We start from the raw sequence: 20,519 nt of genomic DNA on the forward strand, positions 1-20,519 counted from the left end.
ATTGATGCGACGTTTATCGACTCAGGATCAAAATTTTAAGCAGATATTTGCTGAACTATTAGCATTTGAAACTGTAAATGATCCTCAATTAGTACAAACCGTAGACCAAATTATTGCCGATGTTCGTCAACACGGTGATCAGCATGTACTTAAGTTAACGCAACAGTTCGATCGACATCCTGCGCATCAATTCTCAGACTTAGAGCTCAGCCAAGAACAACTCAAATCCGCTTTTGAGGGTTTAACCATTGAAACTCGTGATGCACTTGAGTTAGCAGCAAAACGAATTCGTTCATTTCATCAAGCTCAGAAGCAAGAAGGGTGGACTTATGTTGATGATTTGGGAAATACATTAGGTCAAAAAGTCACTCCACTTGATCGTGTTGGGATCTATGTACCTGGTGGTTTAGCCTCTTATCCATCGTCTGTACTTATGAATGCTTTACCAGCCCATGTTGCTGGCGTACCTGAAATTATTATGGTTGTTCCTGCACCCAATGGTGAACTTAATCCATTGGTATTAGCAGCAGCATATTTAGCGGGTGTGAGCCGAGTTTTTACAATAGGTGGTGCACAAGCTGTTGCAGCTTTGGCTTATGGTACTGAAACAATACCAGCGGTGGATAAAATTACTGGGCCAGGTAATCGCTTTGTTGCCGCAGCTAAAAGAGCAGTTTTCGGTCAAGTGGGCATTGATATGATCGCAGGTCCTTCAGAAATTCTTGTTTATGCTGAAGGTGAAAATAATGCTGAATGGTTGGCAATGGATGTATTGTCTCAGGCAGAGCATGATACTGTGGCTCAATCAATTTTCATTACACCCGATGAGAATCTTTTAAATGCTGTGGAAATTGCAATTGAAAAGCATTTGAACGAACTGCCAAAGGCAGATATTGCTCGAACTTCTATTGAAAATCGTGGCGCATTAGTGCTTGTGAAGAATCGTGCAGAAGCAGTTGATCTTATCAACCAAGTTGCTCCTGAGCATTTAGAGTTATGTCTAGATGATGCAGAGTTGATGAGTCAAGAAATACGTCATGCGGGCGCAATATTCATGGGGCGCTATACTCCTGAAGCAATAGGTGATTATTGTGCGGGGCCTAATCATGTCCTACCAACATCTGGTACAGCTCGCTTTTCCTCACCGCTTGGTGTTTACGATTTTCAGAAACGCTCAAGCTTAATTATGTGCTCAAAAGAAGGTGTCAAAACCTTAGCAAAAGCAGCAGACATATTGGCGGTGGAAGAAAATCTCGATGCACATGCTCGATCAGCTCGTTATCGTTATCAATAGCTAACCCACGAATATAGGGGCTGATAAAGTTCCTTTTTAGAGAGTTTTGAGAGTATATAAAATGGCATTTACAATTGAACAAATGCGTTTTTGGAGTCCTGAGGTTCGTGATTTAGAGCCTTACGTACCTGGTGAACAACCAAAAATACAGAATTTATTGAAACTGAATACAAACGAAAATCCTTATCCACCATCACCAAAAGTGGTTGATGCAGTGCAAGCTGTTTTGACTCATCAAGCTGATGCCCTTCGTTTATATCCTGATCCAGATGCTACGGCTTTAAAACAAGCAATCGCTAAACAACAAAATGTTGATGTTAGCCAAGTCTTCGTAGGAAATGGTTCTGATGAAGTGCTTGCTCATATTTTTAAAGCATTTTTCATTCAGCAAGAACCAATTCTATATCCAGATATAACCTATAGTTTTTATCCAGTTTATAGTCAATTTTTTGGTGTTCAAACAAAGCAAATTCCATTGAATGAAAAATTTGAAATAGATATTTCAGATTATGAACAGGAAAATGGTGGCATCATTATCACTAATCCAAATGCACCAACGAGTATTGCATTAGGTTTGGACAAAATTGAACAACTGTTAAAAGCTAATCCAAATCGTGTGATAGTCATTGATGAAGCTTATGTAGATTTCGGAGCAGAATCAGCCGTTGAACTTATAAGTCGTTATGAGAATTTGGTTGTATGTCAAACAACCTCCAAATCTCGTTCACTGGCTGGATTGCGTGTTGGATTTGCAATTGGACAAGCCCATTTGATTGCTGCACTTGAAGCGGTTAAAAATAGTTTCAATTCATACCCAATTGACCGTTTTGCAATTGCTGCAGCTGTAGCATCTTTTGAAGATCAAGACTATTTTCAAGAACAATGTGAAAAAGTCATTGCAAGTCGTGAAAAATTGGTAGCTAACCTAACTGAGCTAGGTTTTAATGTTTTACCTTCAAAAGCAAACTTTATTTTTGCTACACACTCCCTACACGATGCAGCACAACTTGCAGAAAAATTGCGTGAGCAAGGTATTATTGTTCGCTATTTCAACAAACCAAGAATTAATCAATTTTTGCGTATTACGATTGGTACTGATGAACAAAATCAGCGCCTAGTTGATACATTAAAAATGCTGATAAGTTAATTTTGAATTAGCTTATTTTATTTCTGCCATGTATTGAGTAGATCAAGCATGGCAGAAACTTTATCAAAACATTCTTGGTATTCGGCTTCCGCATCAGATGCGATAGTAATTCCACCACCAGCCCAAATCGAAAGATTGTCCTGATTTTTTTGAATACTACGAATTAAAATATTCCAGCGACCTGTACCATCGTAATTAAAATATCCTAAACTTCCGCAATAGGCACCGCGCGGAGATTCTTCAAGTTCATCGATAATTTGCATTGCGCGAATTTTTGGTGCCCCTGTGATTGAGCCTCCTGGAAGTGCTGATAGCAACATTTGCATCGGATTAACTTCTTCTTTTAATGTTGCAGTGATTTCACTCACCATATGGTGTACTTGATTAAAACTTTCAATTTCAAATAATTTTGTTGTTTTTACTGAACCAGTTTCTGCATAAACACTTAAATCATTTCTTAGTAAATCCACAATCATCACATTTTCCGCCTGATCTTTTTTTGAATTTGTTAACTTTTCTTTTGAAATAAGGTCTTGTTCAGGATCTTGGTGTCTTGGCATGGTGCCTTTGATTGGTCGAGTTTTAATTTTATTTTTATTATCAAATTCAATGAATAGCTCTGGTGAACAACTTAAAAGTTCGAATTCATTAATTTTTACATAGCCTGCATATGGTGCATGAGTTAATTGCCAAAAATCATTTGATTTACTAAGTAGGGACCCTTTCGCTTTTGCTGTAAACTCTTGAGTTAAATTTATTTGATAACAATCACCAGCTTTAATATAGTCTTGAATTCTGCTAAATGCTTGTAAATACTTGGTTTTAGACCAGCGAGGTGTACATTGATCCTGTAAAGATAATGATTCTAGTTGATCTGATTTATTTTTAGACAAAAGGGATAGAATGTAATTATAGGTGTTTACTGAATTTTTTTCATTGCCATAGAAATACCATTCACCATTATGATATTTAAGATAACTTGAATATTCACCTAAAAAAAGACTGGGTTGAGAGCGCATAGCAGTTTTAACGCATAAGTTTGAACAATAGTCATAACTTATAAAGCCGATGTATCCACCTTTAAAAGAAATGGATTCGATGGTTGATATTGGATTTTTGCTAAACTGAGCAAAATTGATGATCGATAAAGGATGCGTAATTTGATGGTATTGGTTTAACTCAAGTTGAGTGAACTGTTGTGATGTTGAATTTTCGAAGATTAAATAATGTTTTGGCAAAAAACTAATAATAGGTGAGTTTTGATCATGCAAATAAACCAAACCAATTAACTCTCTCAACTGAAATAGAATTTCAGAGACTGATAGAGATGAAATATTGAGTTTTTGCTGAAACTGGCTCATAAACTTGAAAATAACACATGCAAATCATAAGAAATAATTGTACTACAATAGTGAGAAATCATCGGAGTTTTTCAAAAACAGGTTGTAATTCGAAAATCATTTAAACAGTATTTGTGATTTATCTCATAAAAATTGTTACTATCAGTAATTTAAAAGCATAAAAATGGCAAAAAGTGTCATTGTTTACATTTATGTAAATATCTTATCCATTCAGATAAATGGAGAACTGAGAGAAATGTATACTTGTTTTTTAAAAAATGATCTTATAAATATACAGATAATTCACAATGTTATTGCTGACTAAGAGTTGTAATGCAGTAGTGTATTTTTTATGCCGTTTATCGGTTTATTACTAAAAAGCGGTTAACAGGAGTTGAACATAAAATAACAAACAGGTAATTTAGTACTTGCTAAGCGAACTACTCAAGGATCGGAAGTTCAAGTTGTCATTTAAGAAAAAAACAACACTGGACAGTTTAGAGTAGTGTAAGTCAAAAAATAAATGCTCTTGGGAGAGTGCTCAATGAAAATGTTTACTAAACTAGCTTTAGTTTCTTCAATGGCGATTAGCGCAAATGCAATGGCTATGCAAGCGATGGATGATGCTGCACTTAGCTCTGCTACTGGTCAAGATGGTATTTCTATCGGTATTGGTGCTGGTCTAAACACAGACTTAGCAACTTTTATGGGTAGTGATGCTACTACTACAAAAGGTATTTTAGTTGAAGGTTTATACGTACATGATAACGACGGTTTAGCTACTACTGCTGCGTTTAATGGTGTAAATCTAGGTGGTCAAGCAACTGCAGGTGCAATTCATATCGCTGGTTTAGGTCTACAAGCTACTGCTGGTGCTGATAACTTTGATGGCACTGCATCAGATAACTTACTTAATTTAAAAATTGATACTGATGCTGGTACTACACTTAATGGTGGTGGCGGTGCATTCCTAAATATCGGTGCTAATGTTGCTGCTCTAAGAGTTAAAGTTGGTGCAATCAGTGTTGGTGCTTCAGGTGCTGCTCCTGATTTAGCTTCTGCTAATATCCGTCGTGGTACAACAGGAACTGAGAACCAAATCCTTACTGGTTTAACATTGGATATGGGTAAAGTTGCAGCTAACGTACAATTAGGTGCTACTCCACAAGGTGCTATGGTTCTTGTTAAATCTTCTCTAAGCGGTCTTAACATCACTAACCTAGGTATCAATGATGCTGCTGGTGGTGGTCAGATCTATCTTGATGGTTTACATGTTCGTGGTGCTGGTGGCGGTGCAATTGATGTTGATTTAGGTATCTCAGTTAAAAGCACTGGTTTAGAAATTACGAACAACAGCACAGCTGGTAATGATGTATATGTTAAAGCTGTACGTTTAGGTGCTGCTGCGACTGGTTCTACAAATGCTTCAATTGGTGATGTAGAAATCCAAGGTCTTAAACTTGGCAAAACTACGATTACAATTGCTGGTTACTAAGTTGATTTGTTGATTAAAAAAAGCGCATATATTGCGCTTTTTTTAATCTTTGAAGAAAAGTGGTTTTAAGCTAGATATTAATTTTCTATTTGAAAGTGAGGCCGTTACATATTTTCTTTGAAATACACGAAGATATGTAAAAGAAATAACATTTCATCAAAAAAAGCTAAAAAAAAGCTGTTTTTTTTTATAAAAAACGGTATCTTCATCACACAGGGAAGTAGTGTCAGTGACGCTAAGAATAAAATGAATAAGGCAAATCATGCCGCTGTTAAGAAAAGAGAATTATGTTAGAGATAGCTCTAGGCTCTGCATTGATGTATTACTTTACAACGCAAGCCTTTGAAATAGAAAAAAAACCTGAAGGAACAGTTTATTATACTGAAACTTTAGATTCTAGGAATTCTTCATTTACTCGTAATCATCGAGAAGCGGTTGTTATAAAACCAGCAGTTGAAGATCAGTTTCGAGGCATCGTACGTCAAGCATATGACTATAGTTGCGGTTCGGCGGCATTGACGACACTTTTAAATGGGTACGGTGGTCTAAAGCTCACAGAGCAGCAGACGATGAGTGGTCTACTTCAATACGGTGAATATCAACGAATCATTGAAAGAAGAAGTTTCTCTCTTTTAGATATGAAGCGATTTGTAACAGCATTAGGTCTAAATAGTGGCGGATATCGTGGCGAATTCTCTGATTTAGCAGCTTTAAAGCAACCAGCTATTGTCCCGATAACTTATGCAGGATTTAAACATTTTGTTGTTTATAAAGCTTATAAAGATGGGCGCGTGTATGTTGCAGATCCAGCTCTTGGAAATATAAGTTTTGATGAAACTCGATTTCGAGAAGTATGGGATAACAATACCTTATTTATCGTAGATGTTCCTGAGCAATATCGCAAAAATCTATTTGCATTAAAAGATGAAGATATGCGCCACGTAGATGATGCTACAGTCAATCGATATGCTTTGGCTGAAATTCAATTCCCTACGCAAAAGTTTGAGAAACTTGCTGATAAAGCCTCTACAATGCGTAGGGTACTTGATGCTGATCCAAACTCAGAGAACTACAATAAACCGATCACTACATACATGCGTATGTACTATAAGCGTAAATAATCTCAGAATTTAATAGATGTAGGATGTCATAATGAACAATCAATGGATGAATGTGAGTGTATTAGCATTAAGTTTAAGTGCTATAGCGACGACCCTTTATGCTGAAGACCAAACTGAAGTTGCGAATGTAGAACAGACTCAAATCAATGAGTCGGCAACACAAAGTTCACCAGCTGTAGCTGTAGCTACATCTACCACTCCTGCAAATGATGCAAGTGAAGCTGCAAATGCTTTGCAGAAGCAAGAAGGTGATGCAACTAAGGAAACTAATTTACAAGAAGTATTCACTTCAAATGAACGTCAGTATTCTTTAATCAAAAAAGGTGTTTTCTCATCTTATTATGATATTGACTATACCTATTATCGCGATAGTCGCCTTGACTTAGCGACTGATGATAGTACGAGTACTTTAGCTCGGCTTCGTGTTGAAGAAGATGCAAATCATACATTAACCAATACTTTTACAGTTCAATATGGCTTACTTGACAATGTTACATTGTCTGCATCATTACCATTTGTAGCAAAAAAAGATTTATTACAGGATGAAACCGCAGCTGGTCTAGGGGATTTATCATTTGGTGCACGTTGGGAACCTTTTCCACTTAGACAAGGGCGACTACCTTTAGTTTTATTTGGTAGTTTATCGACCAAAACGGGTGATAGCCCATATGAAATTGGAATTGATGAGTTATCAACAGGTAAGGGCTACTACTCTGTAGGAGTTGGTGCTAGTACACGTAAATATATTGATCCAGTTGTTTTATTTACATCAGTTTCAGCCAATTATGGTCTCAAAGAGACAGGTCTAAACCAACTACGTGGTAGTCGTACCTTAGAAAGTTTTGATCCAGGTCTAAGTGGTGGATTTTCTTTTGGCTTTGCTTATTCTTTTAACTATGATGTTTCCTTAACAATGTCTTATCAGCAAAGTTTCAATACTGGTTCAAAATTCTATTTCAAAAATGATGAGAGTTTTAAATCTGCTGATCAAAGTAGTTCTACACTTTCATTCGCTTTGGGTGTTCGTGTATCTCCAGAAACAATCGTGAATGGAACAGTGGGTATTGGCTTAACAGAAGATGCACCTGATGTTTCTTTAGGTCTGTCTTTCCCATTAGATATTATTGGTTTTGGTAAAAAACTACGTTAAGGAGACACAATGGTGAAATATCCTAAGTTATGTCCTTTAACGATTGGTATCCTAGTCGCGGGACTCTCGAATTTTACTCATGCAGAATTGGGTCAAGACTTATCTGTAGATCTTAGGTCTTTGTCACTTGGAAATGCTGTTACCGCAGATCCACCAGGTATTAGTGCCGTTCATTTTAACCCAGCTGCTCTCGCTAAAATCGATGGTTTGCAAACTGATGTACAAGGTATTCTTGCGAATTTTGCGATCAAAAGAGATTATACAGCGCCCGCTGGTTATAATGTCTTTGGTTATTCAGATGATCCCTTAGTTTGTAATGATGGACCTGAGGTTGATACAGGCATCTGTACAGACTTTAAAGGTACTGTTTCTGGTGACGTAGAATACGCCAGTATTTATGTTCCAGTACTCAAGAAAATTGTGGATCTTGGGCCTAATGCTCCTTTAGCAGCTCCGACTGCGGGTATAGCCTATAAACCACCTGGCTCTAAAGTTACTTATGCAACAGCAGTTTACGCACCACTAGTTGCTGGATTTGGTGCAGAGGATGGAAATCCAAGTAATTTCATGGGACAACAGGTCGCTTTAGAACGTATTACCTATCTTTCTCCTTCATTCGGATATCAAGTGAATGATCACTTGGCGATAGGTGCCTCTTTTGGTATGTCTTATCAAGCGATTGCAATGAAAACCGATTTGCGTTTTCCAAACGAAATGATCGGTGTATTGCGAATGGTTGATGAAGTTGTCTGTGCACCATTTAAAGATAATGGTGATATCATTACAGATCTTCTTTTATTTGGTATTTGTAATACTAATGAAGGGATGAACCCTTTTAATAAGTTAGGTGCTTTAGATGTATCTTTAGAACAGTCTTTGAGCCCAAGTTACAACCTAGGTTTACTCTGGGAACCTACGGATGATTTTAGTTTTGGTATGGTGTACCAAAGTGAAGCTAAAATGCGTCTAAAAGGCAAGTATCTTATAAATAATGCGAACGCTTCTCAAGAGCTAATCGCTGGACTAAACTCTTCAGCTACAGGACAAATTCTTGCTGCAATTTTAGGATTGCCTGGATTTGTTCCTAATGTAGAGTCTGGTTTAGTTGCGATGGATTTTAAATACCCACAGCACTTTAAAGCAGGGATTAAATATAAAATCTTTCCAGATTTACAAATGAATTTTGATATTGGTTGGACTGATTTTTCTGCTTGGGATAAATTTAAGTTTGAATTTGATCGACAAATTTCTTTATTGAAAGTGGCGAAGTTATTAAGTAATGATGTTACTGATCGTTCATTAGCATTACCTTTAAATTTCCAATCTTCGTGGAGTTGGGGTATTGGTTTTGAATATTCTGCCACGGATCGTTTAAAGCTACGTATCGGTTATGAACCACGGACAAGTTCAATTCCTGATGATAAGCGAAATACAATGGTTCCGATCAACAATGCACAATTGTTTGGGCTTGGTGTAGGCTATCGCTTTGATCAAGATACAGATTTAGATTTATCTATTGGTTTCTTACGTAGTCGTGATGATATTCCAGCCAATACAAGTAGCCTTGCGAACAAAACGGGTGTAGATAATATCTTACTGAATCCGTACGCAGGTTTAGATATTAAAACAAATACCAAAGTCACTTTACTTGGTATTAATTATAGAACTAGATGGTAATGCTTAAGAAAAATATTCAAATGTCTAAATACGCTATGCTAATGATTGGTATTAGCATAGTGTCTGGACAAAATGTGTATGCAGATGGGTTCTATACAATCATTGGCCCAGATGGACGCCCAATGATTGTGCCTAAAAAGGATACCTCACAACAACTTCAATCTCAGGTTAGAAATATTGAGAAAGAATCGACCTTACCCAATAAAATTATTGAAAATAAAGTCGAAACGCCAGTAAAACTGTCTAACTCTCAAAATAGAAATATCCAGAGTGACATAAGTAATACGCGTAAAATAGAAAAGATTGAACCAGCAATTGTTGAGCAAAATGTTGAGTCCCAAAAGACACTTACAATTGAGATTCCATTGTCACAAGAATTGAAATCTGTTCAAACATTAGAATCTAAACAACAAAAGACTAAAGATATAAATCAAAAAGAAAAAGATTCAAAAGTTGTTACTCCAATCAATAATAAAGAACTGAAAAAAGAGTCCAATACATCTGCACAGCAAAAAGATGGTTTTACCAGTATAGATGGTGTGTCATATGTAAATAATGAATATTTAGAAGGCCAAGAATTTAATCTAGAAGGGAAAAAGCGTTTTTATACTATGCCTGATGGGAGTGGACGTTTAGAAACTATTGAGCGTAAAAAAGGGGTTAGTCGCTCAATGTTGGATCGCATAATGAGCCGCCCAATGGAGTCGAGTAAAGCGATTACACTTTCTACAAATTATGTAAGATTAACACCAGAAGACTTAGCATTAGCATTTGAAGAAGATCGTTGTTTTGTTGAAAATTATACAAAATCAATTAAAAAGCTTAGTCTTAATAAAGATATTGGTTTATGGCCAAGAAAACCTCTAAAAGAGAAATTTGAATACGAATTAGTTGAACTAGGCAATCCGATTACATATATTCAGATTGATTCCTATGCCTCCAGTAATAATAAACCAGTGTATTATTGGCCACTTGTTATCTTCTTAGATAAAAAAGGTTGTATCCAAGAAGGTGTTAGTGGTTTCAAAAATGAAACTGTACATGAAACAACATTCAAGCATGCTGCTATTCAAGGTGTATTGCGTGTCCCAGAAACAGCACACTATGTAATGATGACACCATTAGCCTCAGCAGTTGATGTACCAGAACAAGAGCTTTCAAATCAAGGACAGATAAAAATCTCTGTTATACAGTAAATATTAGGATGAATTTTAGTATGAATAAAAAAACGATATTACCATTAAGCCTATCTATAATTGCTGCAATGATGACAGCTTGTGGTGGTGAAAGTGCTAAAATAAATGAAGATCCAAACCAAGGCGTTGATGGTGTTACATCTAATACAAGTTGTGACGTGTCAGCAAGTGATTGTCTGAAATTTGTGCTTGATTATCCTGTTTCTGGAATAAATTTTGATTGTAGTACGGATAAAATCAATCATTTTGCGACTAAATTAGACGGTAATATTGTTACTGGAGCATGTAAGCTAGGGGATGAAGCAAGTTTTTATATTCAAGGTTCTTCAGCTCGAAAAATCAACCTTGGTACGATTAAGTTAGATACGATTTCTAAGTTAAAAACAGCAACTCTTCCACATATTCGAGTAATAGATTTCGCTACGGCATTAACTGGCAAGATGCCAAATTCTCTTGATAAAAATGATGAAACTATTCGAGTTGCTGTTGCGCTGATTCGAATTATGCATAGTCTGGGCGTTGAAAGAAATGACAATGTAGTTGGAGATATACAACCGATAGAATTTACTGAAGAGAAGAAAGATTTATTAGTGAATGTCACTAAAGATATTGGTGTTAATGAATTATTGTCTGGTGAATACATTACGCTTTTACAACCCTGGTTAGATGTATCAAAAGTTTCTGATGATCAAGCTTATGCTCTATTAATTCGTCTTTTAAACTTGGTTAACACGGGTGTTTGGCAAGCTGATTTACCGGCATATAAAGCTGGTGGTGAAAGTACAAGTGTTAATAATTTCCGCCCAGATGGGTTCTTCGGTTGTAATAAAGAATTGACTTCAAAATGCGTAGATAATGACACTAATCTATTGCATTCAATGGGAAGTTTTTTTCTATTATCTGATAGACAGGGATATACAATCGGTAATGGTCAACAATGGAAGGGAGCTGCAACTATAACGAATGGGTTGGTTGTTGCACCAATTACCTTGATTACAAAGGTAAAACCAATTAAATTACAGGTTGATGCGCAAAATGATTGGCTGAACACAATCAATATGCAAGTAAATACCAATAAACCTTTACGTTTTAAAATTTCTGAAAATAATTCAGCAGAAGATTTATTAATAAATCAAGGTAAATTAATCAATAGAAATACTATTCCTGGCACAACTAGCTTTTATAAACAATTAATTAAAGCCAAGGATACGGATACCGTTGACACAACTCATCTTGGTTTATGGAAACAATCTATATCAAGTACTAACTATAATGGAACTGTTGATATTGTTAAGATTAACCCTTCGAGTTATTTAGCTAAAGACATTTTTAAAACTAGAAATAATGTTGCATCAAATCAGCAATATATCTTCCCTTTGTATGCTACTTTAACATTCAGATTCAGCAATGAAGCAAACCTAGCTCCAGTTGATTTAGGAATTGTCATTGATGAAAATGGTGATATACGTACAGATATCAAAGCGAATTCAACAGCTACAGATATGTCTGGTATTTGTGGCAGCGTGAAGACAGTGAATAGTGATGGTTCAATCACAGATAGTAATGATCAAAAACAGTTCCGAATTGGTACAACGGGAGCGACATTATTTTCAACGAATGATAAATCAATCAGTGTGAGAGCGATATTGTCTAATCCTAAGTTTGGAAATATCAATGGAGTAATGTTTGGCTTGAACGTAACTGCAGGCACTGGGGCGAAAATCAATATCAATAACCTTCTTGCAGGTCAAGCAACGGGCATTAATTTAACGAATTTCTCAAATAATACAGTGACATGGTCAAATACTTATGCATATTTTGTAGATGTATATAATCGTTTATATGATGATTTGACCACAGAGGAAAAAAATAAATACGTAGCTCCTACAGCAGAAGAACGTGAATTAGCGAAACGTTTCTCTGGTTCGGTAAGTATTAAGATTGCAGATCAATCTATCCCAGCATGTAAGGCAATTAAAGTTAAGTCGTAATATAAAAAAGACCGCGTTAAGCGGTCTTTTTTTAACCTGTATGGTCTAAACGAGTACCCAACGTTTCTAGATGAGTTGGGAATGTGTCTGATTTACGATCAGAAAAATAGTGTTTCAATGTTTGTTCAACGCTTGGAAATGCAAGTTCAGACCATGGAATTTCATGCTCTTCAAATAAACGACATTCAATACTTTCTTCACCTGCTCCAAAGAAACCTTGTTTAATATGTGCTTTGAATAATACGTATATCTGTCCAATACGCGGAATATTGTACATACAATAAAGTTGTTCTATTTCAACTTCAGCTTCCGCTTCTTCACGTGTTTCACGAGCTGCACCTTGTTCCATGGTTTCAAATAATTCCATGTAACCAGCAGGTAAGGTCCATAACCCATAGCGCGGTTCAATTGCTCGTCGACACAGTAAAACTTTGTCATCCCATAGGGCTAAAGCACCACAAATAACCTTGGGATTTTCATAATGAATATTGCCACAATTTGTACATACAAGACGTGTTTTATGATCACCTAATGGAATTTTTGCTTCAGTTTGATGTCCACACGCTACACAAAAGCTCATAATTATCATCAATCCTAGAGATAACTCAGCATAACTGAATTTTTATGAATTCGCATTAGGATCAGCTATGTTCCTCAGTAAAATTTCGGCTATGATGTTGGTGGATAAGAAAAGCATTCAAAGAGGGATGAGTAGCATGGAAGAGGCATCGTTAATACAGCTATTAGAACAACGGTTGCGATTTTCCAAACGAATTCAACAAGCTGATGCAGCAGTCTTAATTGCAATTACGCAGGAGACTCAGCCTAGAGTTTTATTGACACGTCGTTCAATTCATTTATCTCAACATGCAGGTGAGGTATCTTTTCCTGGTGGTAAACGTGATCCTAGCGATACCAGTAATATTGTTGTTGCTTTACGTGAGGCTCAAGAGGAAACCGCACTAAATCCTTTCGATGTTAAATTATTGGGTGATTTGCCGATTCAAAGAGCGCGGAGTGGATTGTCCGTTAAACCAATTGTTGGCTTAATCCCTGCGGAAGTAAACCTTATTGCACAGCCCTCAGAAATTGATCGCATTTTCTTTGTACCATTAAAACAGTTAATCGATGCTCCTCCTTTACCTTATGAAGTTATATTAGCCCGTCAATCTTTATATTTTCCAAGCATGCAAGTTGAAAGCGAAGTCGTGTGGGGTCTCACCGCAAGAATGCTCGTTTCATTATTCCAATACGGTTTAGGCTATCAAAAAAAATGGCCATTTCTAGTTAATCCACCTAACTTTGGTCTAGCTAAGTTTTAATTTCACTTTGAAAAGTAGAGTTTTAAAAATGATGTACAAATATAAAGAATTTACTCCTAAAGCACTTCAACAACCTTGGGATGGTTGGGTTGCACCGACAGCAACTGTGATTGGTCAGGTAGAATTAGGGCGTGAAGTCAGTGTTTGGTTTGGTGCTGTTGTTAGGGCGGATAACTGTTTAATTCGAATCGGTAATTACTCGAATGTTCAAGAGAATGCAGTTTTGCATACAGATGCTGGTATTGAATTGAATATTGGTGAATACGTTACGATTGGCCATCAGGCGATGTTACATGGATGTACCATCGGTGATAATTCTTTAATTGGTATTAATGCGGTGATTCTAAATAATGCTGTGATTGGTAAGAATTGTATTATTGGTGCGAATGCATTAATTCCAGAAGGTAAAGTGATCCCTGATAATTCTGTCGTAATGGGTTCACCTGGTAAAATAGTTAAAACTGTAGATGATGAAGGTGCGGTTAAACTACGAATGAGTGCCTTACATTATGTTGAGCATTTTAAAAACTTCCTAAATTTAGAAGCGTTTAATTTCTAAAATACTTTAGATCAATTGATATGAACTCAGCCAAGTGAATGCTTGGCTTTTTTGTATCCATAAAAATAGAACAGCTCGCCTATGATGTCTGAGTGGAGTATGATACTCGACGTTTTTCATCTCTTTTATACCAAGGTTTTTGCATGAAATTGCTTGCATTGGAAACTGCAAATGAGCAGTGTTCAGTTTCACTAATTGATGACACACAAGAACTCTATTTTCAGTTGGATGAGCGAACAAAGGCACAAACTCAAACCATTTTGCCTTTAACAGAGCAGGCTTTAATTCAGACACAGACACAACTTTCTGATTTAACAGCAATTGCATTTAGCCGAGGTCCTGGTTCGTTTAGTGGTGTGCGCATCAATGCTGCAGTTGCACAAGCTTTAGCATGGTCGCATGATTTGCCTGTTATACCTGTTTCTACTTTACAAGCTTTAGCTCAAGCAGCATATCGATTAACGGGTTTGAAACAAGTTTCTGCTGTTTTAGATGCACGAATGCAAGAAGTGTACATTGCGAATTACAGCTTAGATCAGTTTGGGATTATGCAAGCAATCGATGAAGAAAAACTATTAGCTTATGAGCGTGCTAGCGAATACTGTAAGTTTACACCAATTGGTTCAGGTGCAACTCTTATAGAGTTTATGCAAAAAGATGACTCCCAAGCGTTGAATGAAACTGTTGCTGATATCAAAGCAACTGCGCACGATATCGCAACCATCGCAAGAGTTTATGCAACTCAACAAAAATGGGTTGACGCAGAACATGCCTTGCCAGTTTATTTACGTGATGACGCTTGGAAAAAAATTGCTGATCAGGGTAAACCAAATTAAGGTGAGTTATGGATCTTTTATTGCTATTTAAAGCTGCCATAATGGGATTGGTTGAGGGCATAACAGAGTTTTTACCCATCTCAAGTACAGGTCATCTTATTTTGTCTGGACAGTTGCTAGATTTTTGGACTGTAGAAAAAAGAGATATGTTTGCCGTTGCAGTTCAGATCGGTGCGATTGCTGCAGTTATTTATGAGTATTGGGGCAAATTATGGGGTGCTTTGATCGGAGCAATGAAAGGTCAGGAGCAAGGTCGACGTTTAAGCCTAAATTTAATTATTGCTTCAATTCCTATTGTGATTATTGGATTAACATTTGGTGATGTGGTTAAAGCTTATTTATTTAATGCCATTACTGTTGCTATCGCTTTAATCGTTGGTGGTTTTATTATTCTTTGGGCGGAAAGACGCAAGCATTTAGTTGTCAGTTCTGAAGTGGATGATTTGACTTTTAAACAAGCAACGTTGATTGGGTTAATTCAATGTTTTGCTTTGATCCCTGGTACCTCACGATCGGGTTCAACGATAATTGGTTCTTTATTTTTAGGGATATCACGTAAAGCTGCCGCTGAATTTTCATTTTTCTTAGGTATTCCTGTATTGATGGGTGCAGGTTTACTCGATATGTATAAAATGCGAAATGATTTACATAGTAATGATTTAGCGGTACTTGCAGTTGGGATTGTAGTTGCTTTTATTTCTGCTTTGATCGTGATACGTGCCTTGATTCGATATGTTTCTAAACACGATTTTACGGCATTTGCGTATTATCGTATCGGTTTTGGGGTATTTATCCTTGCAACATGGTGGACAGGTTGGGTGCATTGGTAATGCGAATGATATGTTGGTATCAAGCAGAATATGAACACTCATTTCAGCAACTTCAAGCTCGTTTTGCTGAACTAGATGTAAAACTTGAGGGTCATGTTGTAGAGAAAATTAACTCAAGATTTTTACGTTTGAATCCAGATATGGCATTGGTATTGGATGAAGATGGTTTAAGTCTCAGTGCAAGTGGCATGAAAATGCAGCCCGATTGGTGTGCTGAAATTCCTCGTTTAAAAAGAGCAAGTTTAAAATCAGAAATGATAGCGAGGGCATGCCAACTTGGAGAGAAACCAACACTTATTGATGCTACAGCAGGGTTGGGACACGATAGCTTGCTTATGGCACATTTGGGTGCCAATGTTCGCTTAATTGAGCGACATCCGATTTTATTTGTATTACTCGAATATGCTAAGGTACAAGCGGAAAGAGATCCCTTTTTACAAGCCACTATGCAGCGCATTCAACTTATACATGCAGACTCAAATTGCTATTTAAATGAGTTAGCACAAAAAGGTGAATATCTAGATGTTGTTTATCTTGATCCGATGTTTCCCCAGCGTGATCAAAATCAGCAAGCGATAAAAAAACAGGCACAAGTCAAAAAACAAATGCAGTTGTTGCATATGTTATTACCCGAAGATGGTGAAATGGATTTGGGTGATCAACTACTCGATTTAGCTAAGAAAATTGCAAAAAGAGTGATTGTTAAACGACCACGCCATGCAGTTTATCTTGCTGAACAACATCCTCATCATCAATGGTTAGGGGATGCTTGTCGATTTGATGCTTATTTTCCAAAAGGTTAAATTTGAGTCTTTTTATCAGATGATTGTTTGGCTTAGATCAATGCTCGGTAAAAATTTGTGATATAGTTCAAAAGCATGATTGCTAAAAAATTCTTGCTAAGCTTACACTACGGTTGCATATATTAACGATTTTGAAAAAGCGACATTTAATCTATAACGTTTGGCATATTTTTTAGTTTAGGCTTAAGAAGAGATACTCCCGAAGAATTCTATGATAGATCTCAAACCCTCCATTAATATCTGGCATGATTTCAAAAGTAACCAAATTGCTGGAATGTGGTTGTTCCTCGGGTCCCGCCGTTCATTACAAGTGGTTCATCCCTCTATCACCCAGCTGATCCTTTGGGGGATTTTAGGTGGCTGTACAAACTCGTTGTATAGTTGGTTAGTAGCTGGTCAAGTAGGTGATTTTAACCCTCAAGGTCTCATTGGCTATGCGCTTTGGCCGTTCATTGCCTTGATTGTCGGGATTTTTCTATCTCAACGGATGAACCAAGCACGGTTGATGTTAGTGCCTGCTTTACTCTGGTTGGTTCTTGATACCAATATTTTGCTCTTACAGTGCTTGATTCAGTATTTAGGATCAAATGGTTATCTAAACTTCATTCCTGATAGTATCTATAATGGTTTTTTACCACCATTCTTTGTGGCTTTATTTGTTTGGCAAAGTTTAGCCGTAATTTGGGTGTTCTCACGTGCGCTGAATTGGCCTTGGTGGGAGCGAGCTCTCGTTTTTATCGCAACGATTGCAACGATGGTGGTTTGGCAATTATCGGTGAAAGATCAACCGATTTGGAAAGTCGAAGAAACTCCGCCAAGCTTTTCAGAGGAAGCATTTTATGCTCAGAGCAATTTATTGCAACAAGCATTAGATAACATCCAATATGGCGACATTGCCCAAAGTCACTGGTACTTTTTAGGTGTTGCAGGTGATAGTTATGTGGATGTTTTTAAATCTGAAGTTGAGCGTATAAAAGAGCAGTTTGATACACGCTTTGGAACTGTCGACCGTTCTATCATGCTGGTCAATAACCCTGCCACGCGTTTAGAAGTACCAATAGCTTCAAAGACAAGTATCGAGCTTGCTTTGCGCCGTATCGGTCAACAGATGAATCGTGATAGTGATGTTTTATTTCTTTATATGACATCACATGGTGAAAAAAATCATTTTGAACTAGAAAATGCACCACTTGAATTAGGTCAGGTCGATCCAAAATGGTTACGTGAAACTCTGGATAAGTCAGGTATTCGTTGGCGAGTGATTGTAATCTCTGCATGTTATTCTGGAAGTTTTATTCCTGCATTACAGTCTCCAGAAACATTGATTATTACCGCATCAGCAGCGGATAAGACTTCTTTTGGCTGTAATAATGAAGCAGATTATACTTATTTCGGTCGAGCTTTTTTTGATTTGGCGATGCGTGAACAGTCTTCAATGAAAAAAGCCTTCGAACAAGCCAAACAAACGGTGACACAGTGGGAAACTGCACAAGGTTTTGAGCCATCTGAACCACAATGGTCAATTGGTCGTAATATGGAACTCATGCTGCCGCAATTAGAACCATATTTATTCCCTACTCAAAATATTACAACAACAGACATTACAAAAACACAGGATGATCAACATGCAGCTACTGCAAAAAAATCGTTGTTTTGAAGGTGAACAAAGGATTTATCAACTTGAATCACAACATCTCAAAGGCTCAAGCCGCGTTGGTGTTTATCTCCCACCAGCTGCTTTAGATGGCAAACCTTGTTCTGCGCTTTTTTATCTTGCAGGGCTTACGTGTACTGAAGAAACATTTGCAATAAAAGCACATGCACAACGCATGGCAGCAAGATTAAGTCTTATTTTGATTACTCCTGATACATCTCCACGTGGAGAGCACGTTGCTCAAGGCGATCATTGGGATATTGGGCAGGGTGCTGGTTTTTATATTAATGCGATTCAACAACCTTGGGCTGAGCATTATCAAATGGAGTCATACATTGTTGATGAACTCTATGCTCATGTTTTGCAAGAATTTCCAATCATTGAAAATCAGGTTGGGGTTTTTGGACACTCAATGGGTGGTCATGGTGCCTTAACATTAGCATTTAAGTACCCAGAACTTTTTAGATCGGTCTCGGCATTTGCACCGATTTGCGCACCAAGTATTTGTCCTTGGGGTGAAAAGGCATTTAGTCAATATTTAGGACAGGATCAACAACGTTGGGCAGAACACGATGCAACAGCATTAGTACAGCAGAAAGGGTCTCAATTTGAAGAAATTCTGATTGATCAAGGTTTAGAAGACCAATTCTTTGCGCAGTTAAATCCTGAAAAATTTAAACAAGCTTGTTTAGAGTCTGGCCAGCATATTACTTTACGTTTGCATGAAGGCTATGATCATGGTTACTATTTTATTCAAAGCTTTATAGATGATCATTTGCAATTTCATGCTATTCAATTAGAAAAGAATGCTTAATCTTTGAAAGAAGCTCATTATGAGCTTCTTATTCTTGATGAGTCCAATTGACAGCGAATTCCTGCTGAGCCATTCGATTCAAATGATCTATTACAACTTGCTCTAGTCGCTCGACATCATCTTGTTGATTTTCAATGATGACCTCTAAGTGTTGCTGTTGTGCTGTGAGTGTCACCGTTGCAGTAGGCATCAAAATTTTTGAATAGATTTCAGTTTCTTCAACTTCAAATTTATGTTTCCAGTGATTGAGCAAACGTTTAGCGATTCGTTTACCTTCGACTGTTTCAATCTGTGTAGTACTCTTCATCAGACGACTTCATTTTTTGTATCGAAAATTACCTTAGCAAATAACCAATGATAAAAAAATAGTAACTCTGCAACGTGGTGTTGCATGTTTGCAATGCTCGAATAATCACTTTCTAACAGCCCTAAACAGTATGAATTTGTTATAATCACGGAATCATTCCTTCGTCATTGTCAGGTTATCCATGTCCAAGCCTTATCTCATTGCTCCTTCAATTTTATCTGCTGATTTTGCTCGTTTAGGTGAAGATGTAGAAAAAGTTCTAGCTGCAGGCGCAGACGTTGTACATTTTGATGTGATGGATAATCACTATGTTCCGAATCTGACCTTCGGTGCAGGTATTTGTAAAGCATTAAAAAATTACGGTATCAAAGCACCAATTGATGTACACCTCATGGTTTCTCCTGTGGATCGTATGATTGGTGACTTCTTAGAAGCAGGTGCCGATATCATTACTTTCCACCCAGAAGCGACAGATCATATTGATCGCTCTTTGCAGTTGATTAAATCAGGTGGTGCAAAAGCAGGTTTGGTCTTCAACCCTGCGACACCATTACATTATCTTGATTATGTTTTAGACAAAGTTGACCAAATTTTATTAATGAGTGTAAACCCTGGTTTTGGTGGGCAGAAATTTATTCCGATGACATTAGAAAAACTTCGCCAAGCACGCCAAATTATTGATGCAAGTGGTCGTGATATTCGTTTAGAAGTGGATGGTGGTGTAGGACCTGCAAATATTCGAGAAATAGCAGAAGCTGGGGCGGATATGTTTGTTGCTGGTTCAGCAATTTTTGGTCAGCCAGATTACAAAACAGTGATCGACCAAATGCGTGCAGAGTTGGCTAAAGTTGGTGCAAAACAAATTTAGTCTATTTAACCTATTATATACATTGGGCTGTGGATAACTTTGTTTATAACTACGTGGATAACCGTGTTGATAAGCGAGTGGATAAGATGTTGTTAAAATAAACAAAATGATTTCA

At 37.1% G+C, this 20,519-nt stretch carries 19 protein-coding genes; 16 read left to right on the plus strand and 3 right to left on the minus strand.

Annotation, left to right across the window (positions count from 1 at the left end; all coding sequences use genetic code 11):
- Positions 1 to 4 precede the first annotated feature (4 nt).
- Together hisD and hisC are read left to right on the plus strand one after the other, a co-directional pair.
- Positions 5 to 1,294, plus strand: coding sequence for a histidinol dehydrogenase (hisD, locus tag Q9Q86_RS00490; RefSeq protein WP_112987399.1), 1,290 nt, complete (start codon positions 5 to 7; stop codon positions 1,292 to 1,294).
- A gap of 61 nt (positions 1,295 to 1,355) precedes the next feature.
- Positions 1,356 to 2,441: a histidinol-phosphate transaminase gene (hisC, locus tag Q9Q86_RS00495; protein ID WP_112987400.1), complete on the plus strand. Its 1,086-nt coding sequence runs from the start codon at positions 1,356 to 1,358 to the stop codon at positions 2,439 to 2,441.
- Positions 2,442 to 2,458: 17 nt separating this feature from the next.
- On the opposite strand, the gene pabB is transcribed toward hisC, so the two are convergent.
- A complete protein-coding gene (gene pabB, locus Q9Q86_RS00500) occupies positions 2,459 to 3,802 on the minus strand; it encodes an aminodeoxychorismate synthase component I (RefSeq protein WP_112987401.1) in 1,344 nt (447 codons plus the stop codon).
- Between the two features lie 523 nt (positions 3,803 to 4,325).
- On the opposite strand from pabB, the gene Q9Q86_RS00505 reads away from it, so the two are divergent.
- From Q9Q86_RS00505 to Q9Q86_RS00530, 6 genes are all read left to right on the plus strand, one after another.
- Entirely contained in the window at positions 4,326 to 5,276 is a 951-nt protein-coding gene (locus Q9Q86_RS00505; protein ID WP_112987402.1) for a DUF6160 family protein, read from the plus strand.
- A gap of 287 nt (positions 5,277 to 5,563) precedes the next feature.
- Positions 5,564 to 6,397: a C39 family peptidase gene (locus Q9Q86_RS00510; RefSeq protein WP_112987403.1), complete on the plus strand. Its 834-nt coding sequence runs from the start codon at positions 5,564 to 5,566 to the stop codon at positions 6,395 to 6,397.
- A 31-nt stretch (positions 6,398 to 6,428) separates the two neighbouring features.
- Complete coding sequence (locus tag Q9Q86_RS00515) at positions 6,429 to 7,547, plus strand: transporter (protein ID WP_112987404.1); 1,119 nt, start codon at positions 6,429 to 6,431, stop codon at positions 7,545 to 7,547.
- Positions 7,548 to 7,559: 12 nt separating this feature from the next.
- Complete coding sequence (locus tag Q9Q86_RS00520; protein WP_171293843.1) at positions 7,560 to 9,224, plus strand: OmpP1/FadL family transporter; 1,665 nt, start codon at positions 7,560 to 7,562, stop codon at positions 9,222 to 9,224.
- A complete protein-coding gene (filE, locus tag Q9Q86_RS00525; RefSeq protein ID WP_112987406.1) occupies positions 9,224 to 10,420 on the plus strand; it encodes a putative pilus assembly protein FilE in 1,197 nt (398 codons plus the stop codon). The genes Q9Q86_RS00520 and filE overlap by 1 nt, the downstream gene beginning before the upstream one ends.
- A 20-nt stretch (positions 10,421 to 10,440) precedes the next feature.
- On the plus strand, positions 10,441 to 12,411 hold the full coding sequence (locus Q9Q86_RS00530) for a hypothetical protein (protein ID WP_112987407.1): 1,971 nt from the start codon (positions 10,441 to 10,443) through the stop codon (positions 12,409 to 12,411).
- A gap of 31 nt (positions 12,412 to 12,442) precedes the next feature.
- On the opposite strand, the gene Q9Q86_RS00535 is transcribed toward Q9Q86_RS00530, so the two are convergent.
- Positions 12,443 to 12,991 carry an NUDIX hydrolase gene (locus tag Q9Q86_RS00535; RefSeq protein ID WP_112987408.1) on the minus strand — a complete coding sequence of 183 codons (549 nt, stop codon included), beginning with the start codon at positions 12,989 to 12,991 and terminating at the stop codon, positions 12,443 to 12,445.
- A gap of 127 nt (positions 12,992 to 13,118) precedes the next feature.
- Between Q9Q86_RS00535 and Q9Q86_RS00540 the strand changes: the two genes are divergently transcribed.
- From Q9Q86_RS00540 to fghA, 7 genes are all read left to right on the plus strand, one after another.
- Positions 13,119 to 13,733 carry a CoA pyrophosphatase gene (locus Q9Q86_RS00540; protein WP_171293842.1) on the plus strand — a complete coding sequence of 205 codons (615 nt, stop codon included), beginning with the start codon at positions 13,119 to 13,121 and terminating at the stop codon, positions 13,731 to 13,733.
- Positions 13,734 to 13,761: 28 nt separating this feature from the next.
- Positions 13,762 to 14,292 carry a gamma carbonic anhydrase family protein gene (locus Q9Q86_RS00545; RefSeq protein WP_042892928.1) on the plus strand — a complete coding sequence of 177 codons (531 nt, stop codon included), beginning with the start codon at positions 13,762 to 13,764 and terminating at the stop codon, positions 14,290 to 14,292.
- 143 nt (positions 14,293 to 14,435) lie between these two features.
- Positions 14,436 to 15,128, plus strand: a complete 693-nt coding sequence (tsaB, locus tag Q9Q86_RS00550; RefSeq protein WP_112987409.1) for a tRNA (adenosine(37)-N6)-threonylcarbamoyltransferase complex dimerization subunit type 1 TsaB — start codon at positions 14,436 to 14,438, stop codon at positions 15,126 to 15,128.
- Positions 15,129 to 15,136: 8 nt separating this feature from the next.
- On the plus strand, positions 15,137 to 15,958 hold the full coding sequence (locus Q9Q86_RS00555) for an undecaprenyl-diphosphate phosphatase (protein WP_004914398.1): 822 nt from the start codon (positions 15,137 to 15,139) through the stop codon (positions 15,956 to 15,958).
- Positions 15,958 to 16,761 (plus strand): class I SAM-dependent methyltransferase, encoded by an 804-nt coding sequence (locus tag Q9Q86_RS00560; protein ID WP_004914395.1) that lies wholly within the window; start codon positions 15,958 to 15,960, stop codon positions 16,759 to 16,761. Before Q9Q86_RS00555 ends, Q9Q86_RS00560 begins: the two co-directional genes overlap by 1 nt.
- 211 nt (positions 16,762 to 16,972) lie before the next feature.
- On the plus strand, positions 16,973 to 18,418 hold the full coding sequence (locus Q9Q86_RS00565) for a C13 family peptidase (protein ID WP_004914392.1): 1,446 nt from the start codon (positions 16,973 to 16,975) through the stop codon (positions 18,416 to 18,418).
- Positions 18,387 to 19,229, plus strand: a complete 843-nt coding sequence (gene fghA, locus Q9Q86_RS00570; RefSeq protein WP_112987410.1) for an S-formylglutathione hydrolase — start codon at positions 18,387 to 18,389, stop codon at positions 19,227 to 19,229. The genes Q9Q86_RS00565 and fghA overlap by 32 nt, the downstream gene beginning before the upstream one ends.
- Positions 19,230 to 19,257: 28 nt before the next feature.
- On the opposite strand, the gene Q9Q86_RS00575 is transcribed toward fghA, so the two are convergent.
- On the minus strand, positions 19,258 to 19,536 hold the full coding sequence (locus tag Q9Q86_RS00575) for a DUF2218 domain-containing protein (RefSeq protein WP_042892920.1): 279 nt from the start codon (positions 19,534 to 19,536) through the stop codon (positions 19,258 to 19,260).
- Between the two features lie 181 nt (positions 19,537 to 19,717).
- On the opposite strand from Q9Q86_RS00575, the gene rpe reads away from it, so the two are divergent.
- A complete protein-coding gene (gene rpe / locus Q9Q86_RS00580) occupies positions 19,718 to 20,404 on the plus strand; it encodes a ribulose-phosphate 3-epimerase (protein WP_004914382.1) in 687 nt (228 codons plus the stop codon).
- The last annotated feature ends 115 nt before the right edge of the window (positions 20,405 to 20,519 follow it).

Origin of the sequence: Acinetobacter sp. A22 (assembly GCF_030913345.1) — a bacterium.
Lineage (GTDB): Bacteria > Pseudomonadota > Gammaproteobacteria > Pseudomonadales > Moraxellaceae > Acinetobacter > Acinetobacter junii.

What these genes read in the sequence shown, in the direction of transcription:
- hisD (WP_112987399.1), top strand. Translation starts at nt 5, where the DNA reads ATGCGACGTTTATCGACTCAGGATCAAAATTTTAAGCAGATATTTGCT.
- hisC (WP_112987400.1), top strand. Translation starts at nt 1,356, where the DNA reads ATGGCATTTACAATTGAACAAATGCGTTTTTGGAGTCCTGAGGTTCGT.
- pabB (WP_112987401.1), bottom strand. Translation starts at nt 3,802, where the DNA reads ATGAGCCAGTTTCAGCAAAAACTCAATATTTCATCTCTATCAGTCTCT.
- Q9Q86_RS00505 (WP_112987402.1), top strand. Translation starts at nt 4,326, where the DNA reads ATGAAAATGTTTACTAAACTAGCTTTAGTTTCTTCAATGGCGATTAGC.
- Q9Q86_RS00510 (WP_112987403.1), top strand. Translation starts at nt 5,564, where the DNA reads ATGTTAGAGATAGCTCTAGGCTCTGCATTGATGTATTACTTTACAACG.
- Q9Q86_RS00515 (WP_112987404.1), top strand. Translation starts at nt 6,429, where the DNA reads ATGAACAATCAATGGATGAATGTGAGTGTATTAGCATTAAGTTTAAGT.
- filE (WP_112987406.1), top strand. Translation starts at nt 9,224, where the DNA reads ATGCTTAAGAAAAATATTCAAATGTCTAAATACGCTATGCTAATGATT.
- Q9Q86_RS00530 (WP_112987407.1), top strand. Translation starts at nt 10,441, where the DNA reads ATGAATAAAAAAACGATATTACCATTAAGCCTATCTATAATTGCTGCA.
- Q9Q86_RS00535 (WP_112987408.1), bottom strand. Translation starts at nt 12,991, where the DNA reads ATGAGCTTTTGTGTAGCGTGTGGACATCAAACTGAAGCAAAAATTCCA.
- Q9Q86_RS00540 (WP_171293842.1), top strand. Translation starts at nt 13,119, where the DNA reads ATGAGTAGCATGGAAGAGGCATCGTTAATACAGCTATTAGAACAACGG.
- Q9Q86_RS00545 (WP_042892928.1), top strand. Translation starts at nt 13,762, where the DNA reads ATGATGTACAAATATAAAGAATTTACTCCTAAAGCACTTCAACAACCT.
- tsaB (WP_112987409.1), top strand. Translation starts at nt 14,436, where the DNA reads ATGAAATTGCTTGCATTGGAAACTGCAAATGAGCAGTGTTCAGTTTCA.
- Q9Q86_RS00555 (WP_004914398.1), top strand. Translation starts at nt 15,137, where the DNA reads ATGGATCTTTTATTGCTATTTAAAGCTGCCATAATGGGATTGGTTGAG.
- Q9Q86_RS00560 (WP_004914395.1), top strand. Translation starts at nt 15,958, where the DNA reads ATGCGAATGATATGTTGGTATCAAGCAGAATATGAACACTCATTTCAG.
- Q9Q86_RS00565 (WP_004914392.1), top strand. Translation starts at nt 16,973, where the DNA reads ATGATAGATCTCAAACCCTCCATTAATATCTGGCATGATTTCAAAAGT.
- fghA (WP_112987410.1), top strand. Translation starts at nt 18,387, where the DNA reads ATGCAGCTACTGCAAAAAAATCGTTGTTTTGAAGGTGAACAAAGGATT.
- Q9Q86_RS00575 (WP_042892920.1), bottom strand. Translation starts at nt 19,536, where the DNA reads ATGAAGAGTACTACACAGATTGAAACAGTCGAAGGTAAACGAATCGCT.
- rpe (WP_004914382.1), top strand. Translation starts at nt 19,718, where the DNA reads ATGTCCAAGCCTTATCTCATTGCTCCTTCAATTTTATCTGCTGATTTT.